Annotated in this window: 18 protein-coding genes and 1 pseudogene; 11 read left to right on the forward strand and 8 right to left on the reverse strand. The window is 46.6% G+C overall.

Going from position 1 to position 15,556, the window contains the following annotated elements; all coding sequences use genetic code 11:
• Nucleotides 1-20: 20 nt before the first annotated feature.
• Nucleotides 21-929, reverse strand: coding sequence for an Fpg/Nei family DNA glycosylase (locus AC2IBB_RS11415; RefSeq protein WP_486332981.1), 909 nt, complete (start codon nt 927-929; stop codon nt 21-23).
• A gap of 575 nt (nt 930-1,504) precedes the next feature.
• On the opposite strand from AC2IBB_RS11415, the gene AC2IBB_RS11420 reads away from it, so the two are divergent.
• The 3 genes from AC2IBB_RS11420 (at nt 1,505) to AC2IBB_RS11430 (ending at nt 4,616) form a co-directional block, all read left to right on the forward strand.
• Complete coding sequence (locus AC2IBB_RS11420; protein ID WP_486332982.1) at nt 1,505-3,070, forward strand: SIR2 family protein; 1,566 nt, start codon at nt 1,505-1,507, stop codon at nt 3,068-3,070.
• A 292-nt stretch (nt 3,071-3,362) separates the two neighbouring features.
• A complete protein-coding gene (locus tag AC2IBB_RS11425; protein WP_486332983.1) occupies nt 3,363-3,761 on the forward strand; it encodes a hypothetical protein in 399 nt (132 codons plus the stop codon).
• A gap of 576 nt (nt 3,762-4,337) precedes the next feature.
• Nucleotides 4,338-4,616, forward strand: a complete 279-nt coding sequence (locus AC2IBB_RS11430) for a hypothetical protein (RefSeq protein ID WP_486332984.1) — start codon at nt 4,338-4,340, stop codon at nt 4,614-4,616.
• On the opposite strand, the pseudogene AC2IBB_RS11435 reads toward AC2IBB_RS11430, so the two are convergent.
• Both AC2IBB_RS11435 and AC2IBB_RS11440 read right to left on the reverse strand, forming a co-directional pair.
• Nucleotides 4,579-4,886, reverse strand: a pseudogene (locus tag AC2IBB_RS11435) (DinB/UmuC family translesion DNA polymerase). The gene AC2IBB_RS11430 and the pseudogene AC2IBB_RS11435 sit on opposite strands and share 38 nt — an antisense overlap.
• Nucleotides 4,887-4,962: 76 nt before the next feature.
• Nucleotides 4,963-5,400: a GNAT family N-acetyltransferase gene (locus AC2IBB_RS11440; RefSeq protein ID WP_486332985.1), complete on the reverse strand. Its 438-nt coding sequence runs from the start codon at nt 5,398-5,400 to the stop codon at nt 4,963-4,965.
• Nucleotides 5,401-5,601: 201 nt separating this feature from the next.
• Between AC2IBB_RS11440 and AC2IBB_RS11445 the strand changes: the two genes are divergently transcribed.
• The 4 genes from AC2IBB_RS11445 (at nt 5,602) to AC2IBB_RS11460 (ending at nt 8,779) form a co-directional block, all read left to right on the forward strand.
• Nucleotides 5,602-5,772, forward strand: coding sequence for a hypothetical protein (locus AC2IBB_RS11445; RefSeq protein WP_486332986.1), 171 nt, complete (start codon nt 5,602-5,604; stop codon nt 5,770-5,772).
• 286 nt (nt 5,773-6,058) lie between these two features.
• Nucleotides 6,059-7,228, forward strand: coding sequence for a glycoside hydrolase family 5 protein (locus tag AC2IBB_RS11450; protein WP_486332987.1), 1,170 nt, complete (start codon nt 6,059-6,061; stop codon nt 7,226-7,228).
• Between the two features lie 744 nt (nt 7,229-7,972).
• Nucleotides 7,973-8,401: a hypothetical protein gene (locus AC2IBB_RS11455; RefSeq protein WP_486332988.1), complete on the forward strand. Its 429-nt coding sequence runs from the start codon at nt 7,973-7,975 to the stop codon at nt 8,399-8,401.
• Between the two features lie 63 nt (nt 8,402-8,464).
• The gene (locus AC2IBB_RS11460) at nt 8,465-8,779 is read left to right on the forward strand and encodes a hypothetical protein (RefSeq protein ID WP_486332989.1); all 315 of its coding nucleotides are present in this window, start codon (nt 8,465-8,467) and stop codon (nt 8,777-8,779) included.
• Nucleotides 8,780-9,086: 307 nt separating this feature from the next.
• On the opposite strand, the gene AC2IBB_RS11465 is transcribed toward AC2IBB_RS11460, so the two are convergent.
• Complete coding sequence (locus AC2IBB_RS11465) at nt 9,087-9,542, reverse strand: hypothetical protein (RefSeq protein ID WP_486332990.1); 456 nt, start codon at nt 9,540-9,542, stop codon at nt 9,087-9,089.
• A 489-nt stretch (nt 9,543-10,031) separates the two neighbouring features.
• Here AC2IBB_RS11465 and AC2IBB_RS11470 point away from each other — a divergent pair, with 489 nt between their 5' ends.
• Both AC2IBB_RS11470 and AC2IBB_RS11475 read left to right on the forward strand, forming a co-directional pair.
• A complete protein-coding gene (locus AC2IBB_RS11470; RefSeq protein ID WP_486332991.1) occupies nt 10,032-10,721 on the forward strand; it encodes a helix-turn-helix transcriptional regulator in 690 nt (229 codons plus the stop codon).
• A gap of 129 nt (nt 10,722-10,850) precedes the next feature.
• Nucleotides 10,851-11,228 (forward strand): VOC family protein, encoded by a 378-nt coding sequence (locus AC2IBB_RS11475; RefSeq protein WP_486332992.1) that lies wholly within the window; start codon nt 10,851-10,853, stop codon nt 11,226-11,228.
• Nucleotides 11,229-11,282: 54 nt separating this feature from the next.
• Here the strand turns inward: AC2IBB_RS11475 and AC2IBB_RS11480 are convergent, their stop codons facing one another.
• Nucleotides 11,283-12,407, reverse strand: a complete 1,125-nt coding sequence (locus AC2IBB_RS11480) for a beta propeller repeat protein (RefSeq protein WP_486332993.1) — start codon at nt 12,405-12,407, stop codon at nt 11,283-11,285.
• Nucleotides 12,408-12,593: 186 nt separating this feature from the next.
• Entirely contained in the window at nt 12,594-13,178 is a 585-nt protein-coding gene (locus tag AC2IBB_RS11485) for a nucleotidyltransferase family protein (RefSeq protein WP_486332994.1), read from the reverse strand.
• Nucleotides 13,179-13,237: 59 nt separating this feature from the next.
• Between AC2IBB_RS11485 and AC2IBB_RS11490 the strand changes: the two genes are divergently transcribed.
• Nucleotides 13,238-13,603 carry a thiol-disulfide oxidoreductase DCC family protein gene (locus AC2IBB_RS11490; RefSeq protein ID WP_486332995.1) on the forward strand — a complete coding sequence of 122 codons (366 nt, stop codon included), beginning with the start codon at nt 13,238-13,240 and terminating at the stop codon, nt 13,601-13,603.
• Nucleotides 13,604-13,622: 19 nt separating this feature from the next.
• A complete protein-coding gene (locus AC2IBB_RS11495) occupies nt 13,623-14,207 on the forward strand; it encodes a hypothetical protein (protein WP_486332996.1) in 585 nt (194 codons plus the stop codon).
• On the opposite strand, the gene AC2IBB_RS11500 is transcribed toward AC2IBB_RS11495, so the two are convergent.
• Both AC2IBB_RS11500 and AC2IBB_RS11505 read right to left on the reverse strand, forming a co-directional pair.
• Nucleotides 14,204-14,524 (reverse strand): hypothetical protein, encoded by a 321-nt coding sequence (locus AC2IBB_RS11500; protein ID WP_486332997.1) that lies wholly within the window; start codon nt 14,522-14,524, stop codon nt 14,204-14,206. The genes AC2IBB_RS11495 and AC2IBB_RS11500 overlap by 4 nt on opposite strands.
• 125 nt (nt 14,525-14,649) lie before the next feature.
• Nucleotides 14,650-15,408 carry an SDR family NAD(P)-dependent oxidoreductase gene (locus AC2IBB_RS11505; protein WP_486332998.1) on the reverse strand — a complete coding sequence of 253 codons (759 nt, stop codon included), beginning with the start codon at nt 15,406-15,408 and terminating at the stop codon, nt 14,650-14,652.
• Between the last annotated feature and the right edge of the window lie 148 nt (nt 15,409-15,556).

Below are 15,556 nucleotides of genomic sequence, written 5' to 3' on the forward strand. Positions count from 1 at the left end.
GGCGGCCATGGCGGCTTTATTCAGTGATCGTTTTTGCCGCGAATTTTCTCCAGTTCCTCAACGCTTCTCGGCCAGTCTTTTTTCAATAAACGGGACAATGCCCGATCCGCGAGTAAGCGTCCTTCCGTCTGGCAGTTGGGGCAATAGTTGGTCTCATTGGTCGCATAGCGTATGCGCTGCACGGCTCCGCCACAGACCGGGCAGGGAAGGTTGTAGCGACCATGCACCGCCATGTCTTCGCGAAAGGCGGTGACTTTTTCTGGAAAGGCGTCGCCATACTGGTCGCGCAAACGCTGCGTCCAGGTGGTCAAACAGGTACGGCACGCCTGATACAGGCGCTCAATTTCTTCTGGACTCAGCTTTTGAGTTTGCGCGATGGGAGATAGTCGGGCCGCATGCAGAATTTCATCGGAATAGGCGTTGCCGACGCCGCTGAAAATATGCGGATCAGTCAGCGCTCTTTTTAATGTGTGGTTGTTGCGGGTCAATGTCCGTTGGAACGCGGCAAGATCCGACTCCAAAATCTCCAGACCGCCCGGATTGATCTGCGCCAATCCTGCTTCCTCTCCGATAAGATGCAGCGACGCCCGTTTCTTGGTTCCCGCTTCTGTCAAAAACAAAACGCCATTAGGGAACTGCAAGCTGATCAACGCATTTTTCCCCGGCGCTTTCTTACCCGCCTCGCGCCAATGCAAACGCCCCGCAATCATCAGGTGAAACACCATCCAGACATCATTATCAAAGCCAATGGCGATACGCTTACCAATCCGCCGCAACTGCGTCACCTTCGCGCCAACCACCGTCTCCAAAGACGGCTCCGCCGTCCGCAACAGAAAATAACTATGCAACTCCACCGACACCAACACCCGCCCAAGAACCCGCCGCTCCAACGCACCGATATACACAGTAATGTCAGGATATTCAGGCATCACGCATCCTCCTGTTTGTTAGGGGGATTATATGTGTAAAGCATATGGGGTGTGGAAAAGCTGGCTGCTTATTGGGGGATGTTGGGATAACTGAACATGGACTGGTTGGTGTGAATGTATATCCAAGTTATTGAAAATGAATTGATAGCGGTTAGGCGATGAGATGAAGAGTTGTGAAGCCGCGTTGTTACTGGAACCGTGGGCTAGGTGGTCTAAATTTATACAAATAACGTTGGCTATCTGTCGTTCACGCCATATGCGTGGATGGCTGGGAGGTCGCTTGTGATTAATGATCAGGAGGCTGTCAAGGTGGGGTGAAGTTGCGAGCCAGGGATAAGTAGATGGGGGAAGTTGTGCGGCTTTACTACTTGGACAGTGAAAATTTTTCTTCTGCGTTGCGGCAGATCCCTAAACTTGATCGTCGAAAGGCGGAACGGACATTCTAATTAGGTCAAGTGTTGCTTGAGTGGGTGCCATTTCTTCATGCTATAGCTAAGTGTTATTAGTTCGTTAAAAAATGAAGTATGAGGTTGGTCATGAATCAGAGGTTATAGTGTAATATATTGGAGCTATTTATGGATGTTAAGTCATACCTTGTTGATATATTTAGATCACGCCCTGCAGGACCTTTTCTTTTTTTGGGTTCAGGTTTTTCACGAAGATATCTTGGTTTAGAAGACTGGCGCGGTCTATTGCAGCGGTTCTGTAAAACAGGGCACCCATTTGAGTACTACATAGCATACTCTAATTCCCATATTCCTACTGTGGCAAGTATGCTTGCTAAAGACTTTAATACTATATGGTGGCGATCGGAAGAATATAAAGAAAGCGTAGAAAAATTTCGGAAGTATGCAGTTGATGAAACATCAGCTTTAAGGTTTGAAATTTGCAATTATCTGGATACGCTTGATCAAGCTAAGGCTATTTCTTCGGAGTATAAGTCTGAGATAGAGCTTCTTTCTGGTCTGAATGTGGACGGAGTTATCACTACAAATTGGGATGGCTTTATTGAGCAGCTTTTTCCTGAATATAAGGTTTATATAGGTCAAAAGGATTTGCTTTTTTCTTGTCCGCAGGAAATTGGTGAGATTTATAAGATACATGGGTGCTCGTCAAAACCAGAAACTTTGGTTTTAACTAGAGAAGACTATGAGGATTTTAATGATAAAAATGCATACTTGGCTGCAAAGCTAATAACAATATTTGTCGAACATCCAGTTGTGTTTGTTGGATATTCAATATCGGATGAAAATATTAGTAGTCTTCTGGGGGCTATAGCTGCGTGTATTGGGCGTGATAATGTTGGCCAATTGCGTAGAAATCTGATTTTTATTCAGCGTATTCGGGAGGGTGAAAATGAAGACGTTTCAGACACATACTTAACAATAAATGGGGTTCATATACCGCTCGTAATGGTTAAAACTAATAATTTTGGTGCAGTATACTCAGCTATAAGTGAGACTAAAAGAAAAATACCTGCTCGTGTTCTTCGCTACTGCAAAGAGCAGCTTTACGAACTTGTTAAGTCATCTAATCCAGAGGAGAAAATATGCGTCCTCGATGTTGATGAGATTGAAAATAAAAATGATGTTGAGTTTATTGTGGGTGTTGGTATTGCATCAAAATATGATCTGGGTGAGACAGAGGGTGTATCTACTTATGGATACGCGCCGGTTTGTGTGGAAGATCTTATTGAAGATGTGTTAAAGGATAATAAAAATTACGACTCAAAAGAAATAGTGGGAAAAGTGTTGCCTGTTTGCTGCAAAAGAACTCCTTATGTTCCTGTATTTAAATATCTTAGAGATATTGGCATTGATAGTGATGAAAAATATCGTGAGAGTGGGATTGATCTTGAGAATTTGGTATCAATTGATAATAAAAAGTATAGCCTTAAAGGCTATGAGAGTGCATATTTAAAAAAATATTTAAACTGTAGCTTGAATGATGTAGTGAAAAATTCCACGCCGGAGAATGCAGCTGCTTATATTCCTTTTTTACAGAAAGATAAAATTGATTTGGATGCATTGAAAGCATTTTTGATAGATAACATGGGTAAAATTTATCCTAGTGGGTCTAGCTATTCCAGCTACTTCAGAAAGCTCGCATCTCTATATGATAGGCTGAGGTGGGGGTGGTAGGCTTTAGAGTTCAGAAATAATGATATGTTACTTTAGTTTACACCTCTGATGACAGAAAAGTAGGTTCAACTACTTATCATGTGGTGGGGCTCACCCAACTATTCGTTCCCCAAGGCTACTGCATACCCTGCCCAGCAAACCAAACAAAGTCATCCGTCCAACATCCAGCATATTCAATGTCTCCATTAGCTCCATACTACAATGCACCCTTTTTCACTCTCAATAATTGAGGACTATCGCGTTAGATATGGCTGTTTTGCATAATTTTTGGCCCGCACTGGAGGTTTCCGATATGGACCTAGACACATTTAATAAGACGTTGTCCTGGTTGGACGAGGCAGTGGTTGTTCGCTTTGATTGCGAAGCATATGACTTGGTTTTAGAGGTCAATTCTAGTTCTGGCGGTCCTGGCGAGAATGTTTCCGCTCACATTATGTTTAGTGGGGTATGCTACCTGTCCATTCCAATGGTGATGCGCGCCTTGAACTGCCTCCAGCTAAAGCTATGTAACTTCGAGCAAGCAACAAAGCTGCTCCCTGTCGACGATCTTGATGATGGATATGAGCTGGAAATAAAAGAGGGGATCATGAAAGTCCTCCAGTTTTATGATGGCGATAGAGGACTTCGACACTATGTGGCCTGCTATCAGTATGAGCTACAGCAATCCCCAGAGTCGTGGAGCTATGAGTAGACTTGGTTATAATCGCCTGATATGCCAATGAGCCCTAATCTGAATGCAAGCTTGAAACTATACTAAAACCGCTACTTACAGCCAATATCGCTTTTGTCGTTTCTTATAATGTAGCCTTTTGGGCGGTGAATATGGGCAGTGCTTCAGTGGCTATGGCCTACGGTCCTGCGGCGGTAATTCTTTTTTTCGTTTCTCTTTATGATCTTTACTCTACCCACAAATCTGGTAAGGCATACTTTTTGTCTAGCATCTACGAGAAAAAGAAAAGACCATACCTTTATTGTTTTTTATTTCTATTAATATGCCTGCATCTTTGTTTCTCTATATTGACGATGGTGCTTATTACTAGATAGCCTCTGGAATATCAGACGATTGAGTAATATAAGCAGGAGAATCCTTCCTATGATTCATTCTTCTGTGCCGACTTATTCCCGGAGGGCTATTCTTGATAATCACTGCTTTCTCATTACCATGGTTTGGCAGGGGCGCATGAGTTTCTTGAAAGGGAAACCACGAAGCTATGGGAATATGCATGTGAAGCGGAAAAGTTCAGGCTGAATATTGATGGAGAGTCTCATGTTTGAAGATATTCAGTGGACTGTAGGTGATACCCCGAAAGAGCAGGGAGTGTATATCATTGCGGTTGGAACATACGGGATGGCTACAATATCTGCGTCATACTGGAACCCCGTTGATGGGTGGGACAGTGTATCCGAAGGTGACAAGATCAAAGGATTTATTCCCTTGAATGAAGTAGCGAAAAAGCTCCCATACTTTTGGAAATCGGATGACGAACCGCCTTTGACGGAAGAGCAAATCAAAAGAGCCAAGGCACGCGGTTTCCGGGTTGATTAACTGGCTCTTTGGCTGGAGAAAAGTCACAAAGCATTACTCCTGCCTTTAAGTAATGGTGGCAATCCCGCCAGATCCTCTGCAGTAACACCCAGGTAAGCTCAATAAAATTGCGTGTATCGTCAGAAGGAAAAGGCGGGTTTACGGTTGCTGCATTGGTGTAGCACGGTTCAGTATGCCGGTTTGGATAAACGTGGTAACGAAGGAGGCCCGCTGCTTCTCTCGGAGCTTTTCGGCGGCCCGAGTGGCGTACTTGCGTAAGGCCTCAGGCATGCTCTGAAAACAGGTAATGCGTTTACCAAAGGAATGGCTGCAAATGATCTGTTTCTTGGGGCGCGGCGTCTACGGTCTATAAGTCTTTATAGATGTAGTGATTACTGGTGTCTTCCGCATAATCCAGCGTAAAACCATTTTTGATGTAAAAATTATTGGCGGGACTCTTTTCTATCGTTGCTAGTCGCACAGGAAGCATCTTTTCTTTAGCTTCTCGAATGATGTTGTTGAGGATGTTAGTCCCAATGCCCAACGACTGGTATTTAGGATCAATATATAAGTGAACTAGCCAAATGTGGTCGGGCATGTTTTTAGTGCTATATAAGCCAACAATTTCACTTTTTACCAGTATTTTTATAAAGCAAAAATCATCATAATATTCCAGAAATTGTTGATTTAAATTTTCTGGATTGAAACGGTTTATAGTTGTTAAACTTTCTTTGAGTGATCTCACATAGAGAGCGGCTAGTTTTTCTTTATCATGAGGCGTTGCGCGCTCTTCTGAGTAATCCATCCGATACCTGTCTTAGTTACTTAATTGATCTGTCATATTCTATAGTTGCCGATCTTATCATAAAATGGCTGTTCGACCTCTGAAGATTATACTGCCAAGCGCAGGGGGCTCTACTTTTTAACGTCGATAACACCAGCCTCTGGAATCCTCATCGTATAGTATTTATGTAATGGCGAAAGTTTCATCAAAAAGGTATGCATAATGGCGAAAAATCTATTATTCCTGGTGGGCTGTCTCGTGGTAGCGACTCTGGCCTGGGGGATCTTTCAGGTATTAGGGCAGTACACTTTCGTTGCTATGCTTGTGATAACAATCGTCGGTTTGCTTGCAAAGGCTGGAAAGCCTAAATTTGGAAAAAATAGCGACAAATAAACGGTTGGGCTTGATAGAGTAAAGTCATAAAGCATTTCCAACCGTAGTCATTTCGCCAGATCCTCTTCTGTAATCCTCTGACAAGCATTCCCGACTTGATAAAGGTGATATTATGTTTCAATTCTTTCTCCGGTTTTCATTTATTGCTGACAGTTAATAAAAATGAGCAGGTCCTGGTGGATTTTCGCCAAGAAGCAGCAGAAATACCGATATTTAAATAGGGAGAATTCTTCTATCTTTCGCTCTTTATTGTCGCCCTATTTTAAAAACATGGAGATTTTAATTGGTGCTTCGACGCGTTGTATTTATTTCACTCATTCTATTTTCCTGTTTCATCAGAGCAGAAACGGCGAGTTTCTGGGATTCCCCACAGCATGGCGCAAACAGCTTTAACCGGCTTCCTCCGACACAGGAGTACTTTGACGCTCTCGCCGCCTATGGCGCGACCTGGGTTAGGTTGGCATATGACAAGTGGCCTTCTGAAGGTCGGGATTTTCTGATCGGCGATGCGGATCATTACCAATCCCTGAACAGCGCCGATCTGGCGCAACTGAAGCAGGTGCTGGACCGGGCGCATAAGGCGAATCTGAAAGTGGTCATTGCTCCATTGTCTTTGCCCAATATGCGCTGGTCACAGAACAATAATGATGTTTTTGATGACCGGATCTGGTCGGACAAAAATAATTGGAACGACGCCAGTCGCTTCTGGAAAGATCTCTCGACAGCCTTGAAAGGGCATCCGGCTATTGCAGCCTTCAACCTCGTCAACGAACCCGCGCCGGAACGTAATAGCGACCTGAAAGAGCATGCCGATTCTGACGCCATGGCGCAGTGGTATAAGAAGAGTCAGGGAAGCTCCCGTGACCTGCGCTTGTTCTATCAATCATTGGTCAAAACGATACGACAGGTTGATCTGAACGTAACGGTGATGCTGGATGCCGGCTGGTACGCTGCTGCGGATGCTTTTTCCTACTGGCCATCCGGGCTTGAAGATTCAAATATTCTTTATTCCTTCCATATGTATGAGCCCTATGACTTTACCAGCTCTCCCAACATTAATAGAGAAGACCGCTATGTGTACCCAGGCGATATTCCATTTGGGGAGAAAGCGTCGCATTGGGGTCCGCAGCAACTAGCCGCCTATATTTCACAGCCCATAAACTGGGCGAAAAAGTCGGGAGTCCCGATTAATCGGATGGTGATGGGAGAATTTGGCTGCGCCAGAACGATTCCTGGTTGTGGCGAATATCTGAAGGATGTGCTGGAAGCCGCTGACAGCCTTAATCTGCACTGGGCTTTCTATGCGTTTCGGGAGGACAGCTGGGATCAGATGGATTACGAACTCGGAACGAAGAAGGTGAACTGGAAATACTGGGACGCCATGGAGAAGGGTGAACCCGATCCTATAAAGCGGGAATCCAGCGCACTCTTTGACATCATTCGTAAGCGTCTATAGCGCCCTTTCCACCCACAAACGCCTGAAGGAACCTGCATGCTTCAGCTTCCTTCAGACGCCTCCAGAACGTCGTTGTATTTTTCGAGATGCGGTCATAGAGGTCGTTATTCCGAATCGCTTTCGCCACAAGACCTCTATCCGCTCTAACTTCAGTGAATACCTCGGCCAAACGACCGCACGGCTTTTCGTGAATAAAGCCGTGAACGTTGGTCTGCCGTACGCTGGAATCAGTAGCCCGGAGAAGGTATCTTTAGCGCCTTGAAATCAAAAGGCGCGTATGCGCGATATATAAACGTTATGTGGCGGGAGTCACCTTGAACTTTCTTAGTATTCTTAAATATTCGTTGATTCTCTTTGTGGTGGGTGTCTCAATGTCCGCGGCTTACACAGTGCTTTGGGGGGAGGATTTGGCAAGCCAGTCTTCGTTGGACTTTTTATTCTATCAATATCTACCGATAAATTTGGTGTGTTTGCTGGTGCTTTCCTACTACGCTAAAGTCCAAGTTCGCTATACGATTTTTCATTTGATAGCGGTAGTTTCGATAAGTGACCTACTTGGCGTTATCATTACTTCCATATTAATGGGGGAGTGGTTTGTTTCTCCATTATGGGTTATCGATTTTCCAGTTACAGTGATAACAATTGGCGTTGCAATGATTATTGGTCGGAGTTTGAGGAAGGAGCCAATAGCCTCGTATAAAGTCAATGCACAAAACTGATGACGTTTCGGTTGATTGAAGAGTTATGAGTAAAATCATTCAGAGAGCGATTTTAGTTCAATGTATTATTTTTTCTCCGCTGGCGGCAGCCTACGAAGTTAGCGATCTAGTAGGAACATGGCAATCAAACGAAGAGATGACGCTGCGTAGCATGGAGGCCGCACCTGGAATTCCGGAAAAAACTCGTGCGTTCTTTAGAAGTGGATTTTTCGGGAAATTGATAGTGGTATCCAGGGAAAACGAATCTATAGCGTATTTTGTTGACGAAAAGCCAGAAAATTTTGAATTCATTCCTCACGTAATTCATAAGGTTTCTGATAAGCAATTTAGTATGGAATACCCAGGAGAAGGTGCACCTGAGCATTCAATTCGAGTTATTACCCTGGATGGTGATTGTTACTCAATCAAGGATGATAAGTGGGAATTCTATGAGTACTTTTGCCGGGTCAAGTAAAACCCTGGATAAGCCAATGAGTTTTGTGACTCCACCGTTGAGCCAGACGTGATGTGCCTTCCAATGGAAACTATCATCCTATCTGTAGTAGCTTTGTTTCTCTATACAGGGTTGTATTGGTATACCTGTTTACGCACCAATAAAAAATCCGAATCAAAATGGTTTTACTTCGGCAGCATTTTCTGCATATCCATTCTCGGTATCGGCATGTGGCTAAGTATGTTTTGGGTTTTGTTCTTGGCTGCTATTGTTTTGCTCTTTGCAACCTATTTCGGTTCAAGCTCAAAATATGCACATGGTTCGGTGTTAAAAAACGATATCTTCGGCGGCTTCTGGCTCATGGTTCCAATCTACGCGCAATTAACATCAAACATCTAACAAAGTAGTCAAGTACACTTCGTCTTTTTTGCTAAGTGGGACGCACAAAGTCGAGTTATACCTGCGCTTCTTTCAGGGCGTAAACTTTGTTGTTGAGTTGGATGTTCTTGCTAGGGAACTTCTGAAAAACTACCTGCGGCCGCCATTACGGCGTCAAAAGTCGGCTCAAAATGCTCATTTATTCACGATAAACTGCGCTTTTTCGCCGACTTTTTCCTTGCACTGGCGGCCTCGCCAACGTTTTTCAGAGGCTCACTAGATGATCGAGAATAACGTGCGAATATTTGCCCGCTATTTGAGAGTATTATTAATACTCTATAACTGGTTTTTTTGTCGCTTCTAATACTTCTTCCTTTGTAAAAGAAATAACATTGCTCGTGTAGTCTGGAGTCAGCATTGGGTCGTACCTAAGCTGAAATTCTATACGATCAAAATCAGTCTTTTCTAATGACATTAGACCTTCGTGAAAGCTCATGTAGTGGGGGCTGTCACGATCTAATATGCCGTTGTAAAATTCAATTTCGTCGTTGTCTTTTATTAATGATGCTCTAAACTGATTGAGAAAGTCTTGTATGTCTATAGGTGTGTCAGAGTCAAATTTCAGTGCTAAATACGTACCCGTAAATAGATATGGATCTCCTTTGGAATATTCTTTTGTATCTATGACTTCTACTGGGAAAAGTTGGGCGTTAGTTAAATGAAGCTTTTCTGTGGCGCAGCCAAGAAAGAAGGTAGAGAGTGATAATAGTAAAAGTAGTCTCATTATTTGATTCCTGTTGCTCTAGTCACATTTGTAATCCAATCACCTTTGTCACCCCCACCACCTATAAAAAACTCTACTTTAGGGAAGGCTCCTAGTGCTACTCCAGATTTTGGAATCATACATACTCCTGGAAATTGTGGTTACCGGTGACTTTAACTAAACAAAGTAAGCAAAACTCGTTGCTGGCTATAAGCTTTCTGCGTTGACGAAGCTGTGATACTAAATGTGGGGATTTCAGAGCTTTGAAAATAATCATCCTTGGTTAAACTTCTTTTTGAGGTTATAAAATGAGAGCCACTGTTAGTGGCAGTGGTTAGTGTACTGTTGGCTGCACAGTAATCGAATAGTCTATATGGGATAACGAAGAGATTACGCGCTACAACAACGCCAAATAGCCCTTCCTAAATCTCTTCCTTCCTAAGCACAAGCTGCCAGTTTATGGCAGTATGTGCTTCATGCTTTCAGATTCCCCTCATAGGAACACCAAAATTGTCACGGGCTGAACGTTTGCTTGAACTCATGCAGACTCTGCGTCGCTACCGTTACCCGGTGAGCGGTAAGCAGTTGGCGTCTGAGTTGGGCGTCAGTATTCGCACGTTGTATCGCGACATTGCTTCGTTGCAGGCTCAGGGGGCGCATATTGAGGGGGAGCCGGGCGTGGGGTATCTGTTGCGTCCTGGCTTTATGTTGCCGCCTTTGATGTTCTCCGATGAAGAAATTGAGGCCCTGGTGCTGGGTTCCAGATGGGTCTCCCGACGTGGCGATGCGAAGTTGGGAGAAGCTGCCCGTAATGTGATTGCAAAAGTTGCGGCGGTGATCCCCGCCGAGTTGCGCCAGGAGCTGGAGACGTCCACGCTATTGGTTGGACCCGCAGCGATGCAACCCCAGGACGACAGCATACTGGAAAGAGTGCGGGCGGCGATTCGGGCTGAGCGCAAACTATGCATTGCATACGGCGACAGCGAGGGTAACCCATCCACTCGGATCATCTGGCCATTCGCGATTGGCTTTTTCGACACCATCAGAGTCGTGGTTGCATGGTGCGAACTGCGCAAAGGGTTCCGCCATTTTCGCACTGACCGTATCGGTGAACTCCACAGTCTGGAGGCTCGCATTCCCCGGCGTCGTCATGACTTGTTGAAGGAATGGCGTGAATACAAAGGCGTGGAGCCGCAATAAAACACTACTGCCAGAAACTGGCAGTATGTCTGCCTAAGATGACCTCCAACGAAGCGACGGAAGCTAAGCAAGCGCTTCAGCTTCGCCCGATAACGGGATTCAGTGATAGATCGAATTTGGAGAACGATTATGAAAGAACCTAGCTATATCATTTTGTATGTCAGCAATATGCCAGTCAGTACGGCGTTTTACTCAAATGTATTGGAGAAAGCCCCTGTGGAATCCTCCCCAGGCTTCTCGCTGTTTGTATTGGAGTCCGGCTGGAAGCTGGGACTGTGGGCAAAACAGGAAGTGAAGCCTGCAGCGGATATGACCGGCGGTGGCGCGGAGATTGGCCTGATGCTGGATAGCAAGGAAACTGTCGACGCAGCGTTGGAAGACTTGAGCGCGATGCAGGCGAAGGTGATACAAGCGCCCACGCAAATGGACTTTGGCTATACCTTTGTCGTTCAGGACCCGGACGGACACAGAATCCGAGTATTTTGTCCCAGTGAGATTGTGCGCTGAATTCAGCGGTTGGAGATAAAGGCGGACATCTAAACCGCCTTTATTATGAAGGACTTACTGCCTCAACAAGACTTGCGGGAAAGTCGGGATATTCGTTGCGATGGAGCTGACCCTGTGTGCGGTGTAAAGCGCTCCGTGAAACTCGATGAAATCAAATACGCCTTTATATTGGCTCCCGGAGTTGCCGCCGGGACTGCCTATCTGGCCCCAGTCGCGGCCGTTCTCCGTCGCCCATAGGCGGCCGCCATCCACCGGATTGTAGGTTCCTGCGATTAGCAGATCTCCCCAGGGATACAGCCGATACACCTCTTTTTCATCAAGACCCACTCCCATGCCGTCACCGGTGACTTTCTCCCAGACGCGCATGTCCTCTGAGCGCCAGATCGCTCCGCCAGTCGTGCTGTTTAATGTGCCCAGCCAAAATGCGCCTTGCCACTCCACCAGAGAATGCAGCGTTTCATCGCTGGCGAAAGTCGTTTCATTCACGCGCGACCAATTTAATCCGTTACTCGACGCCATTACGCTGACTTCACCTGAGTACGGGAGTCCTGTCGTCAAGTACAGCGTATTCTCGCGAGCCAGTAAGGAAAAAATGCCGGTGACGCCGGGGAAGGAGGCGGCTACGTTCCAGGTGACGCCATCGCAGGAACGATAAAGTCTGGCTTCAGTGTGTTTGTCGCTGCGTCCCGCCAGATAAATACAGCCTTGAAATGATTCAAACCAGCGACCGTATTCATCCGCCTCGGATAGTGTCTTCACCCGCGTCCAGTTATGCCGCCCATTCAGCGAGCGATAGATTTTGGGCGTGTCGCTCTGCGTTACCGCATAGAGATATCCGTCGGGGGCGGACCAGACCCGACGGACTTCGTTATCATCTGTGCTGAAAGGTACGTCCACCTGCGCCCAATTCTCACCATCTTCACTGCGCAACAGGCGCGCAGTCGGACCTCCAGAACCATACACAGCGCGTCCGCCGGCGAAGAGCGCGTCTTTATGGACACTGAAGGAATAATAACTGTTCTGCGTTATCCCCCAGTTTTTGGCGGAATCCTTGATTCTGATTCCAAAAGCCTCCGCCAGACAGAGCGAGGGCCCTGCGCAGAAGTACAGCAGCAACGGGAGGGCAAGTACGGCCCGGATTAATGACGTTGGGAATAGGGTGGCTAAGCATCCTGACATTGAGATTCTCCTCCTGAGAATGGATGTTAAATATCAGATACTTCCTTGACGTGTACGGGGCGAAAGTCGCCTCTGGCTCAATTTCCGGGCTTTATTTATGGCGCAACAACGATGCAGATCCAATTCAAGAAGCAGTTTGATTAAGCATCGTTGGTCGAAATCCTAACAGACTGGCTCCGGGTGGAGCTATGCATTATCGAAACCTTCCCAAGGATGAGTCGTTATCATGGGCCATCGACGTTTAAAACTATCCACCAGGGTCATATAGTTGGCTGCGCTCATGACGGACTTGTTGGGACGTATAACCATGTTCATGGCGTCATTCAGTCCGAAAGGCGCGAATATTTTTAGATCATCAACCTGTTTTCGCACGCTAATCGCGAATGCGGGCAACCAGGACGAAATGCCGGCTTCCACACTTTGATAGGGTGGGATGTCGTGTCCAAACTTGCGTGGATACCATGCGTGTACATGCGCCTGATTTTTAACATCAATAGGAATGCTATGGCGAGTCAGGCGGTTGAGCGTATTCTCATGCTCTTTTTCCAACGCTGATGCTTCATGCGCGAAATAGACCACATCGAAATCCTTCACTCTGCTTAGAGGAGCCTCTCCAAGCATGCTGTTCCAGAGCGCCTGGGTGAGTGCGCCGCCAGCCAGATAGTAATCAGGCAAACCATAACTGGCGCAAGCCTCAATAGTTTCCATGATCTCAGGGACGCTCTGTATCAGAGCTTTAAAACGCGCTTCCAGCGTAAGATCTTTTTCCATATGCTTGCGTTTCCTGACTTGTATTATTGTCCAATGCTGTATTCCTTTTTGGGGCGCTAATGGAACCTAAAATCCGCGTTTTCTACAACTCCGCCTGTCCGGTGTGTGATGCTGGCATTAAATTCCAGCAGAAAAAGGGAGCGGTCTGTGGTGTCGAATGGGAAGACGTGCATCTGGACAATGATAAGGTGAAAGATCTCAATGCGGATCTCGAATTTGTCCGAGAGCGGCTGCATGTCATCGACCTTAATGGCGATTTGCGCGTGGGGTATGAAGCCTTTATCGCTATCTGGGAGGTTTCGTCGTCGGAGCAGTGGAAGGCGAAGGTGTCCAAAGTTCCCGGTCTGCGCTGGCTGTTGAACAAAACTTATAATGTGTTCGCCTGGTGTTTGTACCAGTGGAATCGCGCCCTGAAACACTGGTGAGTGGCGGTAATTCAAATCGATGTCATCTATATTCGGCCATGCTCTGATTGGAGCGGCGATTGGCGATAACGCCAAACCGGAAAGCAAATCGGAACAGTTGTTCCTGAGCTGTTTCTTTATGGGGTTGGTCATATGCCCCGATCTGGATTATCTGCTGACATGGTGTTTTGGCATCAATATAGCGCCCCGTTATACCCACTCCATTGGGGCGAGTCTGGTGATCGCCTGCATCGGACTGGGTTTGAAAAAGTATGTGTTCGTCAAACGCTTAAGGAACGCCAACCCGCTTTTGATTTGCGCCGCTTCCATGGCTCACGTGCTCATGGATTACTGTGTTGGCGTGCATAAGAACCCCATATTCTGGCCGCTGACCGACACTGTATACACCTTTGACTATGGCTTCCTGCCCAGCGCGGGAAAGCTCGATTTCCTTAATTTTTACTTTTGGCGAAATCTGCTGATTGAAATGGGAATACTGGTTCCGGTGGCGGCTTTTATTTCCGCCCGAGGACGCAACGCACTAAAGAAAAGAGTTTATATCGCCATCCTGGCGACTGGCGTATTGATGGTGTGTGGCTATATCAGCGTTGGATTATCGCGTTAACGGCGCTTTCCCCATTTGGCTTTTAAATAAGATAAAGCGTTGCTCGCCAAGACATACATCAGGCCAAATAAACCGACGGTTAAAAAGTCGATGAACCCTATCGCCATATCCAACGTGATTTGTCCGCTGCGAGCATAAACTCCCAGGAGTCTCGGCGCGGCTAAGAAGATAAAAATAGCGCTAAGAATACCTGTAGCGTAGGAAAAGTATTCCGATTTGCCTAAACGTTGCAGTATCAATGCGAGCAGTGTGGTGCAGAGAGCGATGGATAGAAGCTGAAAAAGCAGGTAGTACCACGATGCCGGGATTGAGGACATAGCGAGCCATTAATCTAATTCTGAAACGTCCCAATCATAGAGCCTGACTTCTGCAAAGAAAACGCGGTTGAGATTACAACAAATGCATAATTGGACCAGCCCTTGGGCTGGTCCGCTGAGACAGCTTAGAGAAACATCCCGCCGGACGCTTCAATACGTTGAGCATTGATCCAACGATTGTCCTCTGAGAGCAGAGAGGCGATGACGCCGCCAATGTCGTCCGGTAGACCGGCACGTCCGAGTGCGGTTTGTGAGGCGATAAACTTGTTTATCTCCGAATTATCGCGCACCAATCCCTGACCGAAATCCGTTTCAATGGCGCCCGGCGCCACCACGTTCACCGCTATGCCTCGCGCTCCAAGTTCTTTCGCCATATAACGGGTCAGCACTTCCACGCCGCCTTTCATTGCTGCGTACGCTGAGTAACCGGGCAGGGCGAAGCGGGCGAGACCGGTGGAAATATTAACGATTCTGCCTCCATCTGCGATGAACTGCAGGAGTTTTTGCGTCAGAAAATAAACGCCTTTCAGATGAATATTCACTAGCTGATCAAACTGCTCTTCCGTCGTTTCCGCGAAAGGCGCATGGATGCCGATCCCCGCGTTATTCACCAGGTAATCGAACTGCTCACGGCCCCAATTGACGCTAAGTTCCTGGGCGACTGATTTGGCAAAGTCCGCGAAACTCTTGCTTTCAGCGACGTCTAGTTGCAATGCGACCGCCTTGCGGCCCATTTGACGCACCTCGCTGACGACATCCTCCGCCTCTGCGCGATTGCTGTGGTAGGTCAGAATGATGTCCACGCCTTTTTTCGCCAGATGCAAGACCGTGTTTTTGCCCAGACCACGGTTTCCGCCAGTAACCAATGCGATGTTGCTGCTCATATATCGTCTCCAGAGTGTAGGGTTGAAAGCCTGTTTCTCAATGTCAGGAGCAGTTTATTGGGAATTTGAAAAGGGATAAATATGGCGGATATGGTTAGACTGTCTACAAATGACGAACAATTGGGTGATGAAAAAGTGACGTTGAGCG

It is taken from the genome of Hahella sp. NS-SX17 (genome assembly GCF_057367735.1).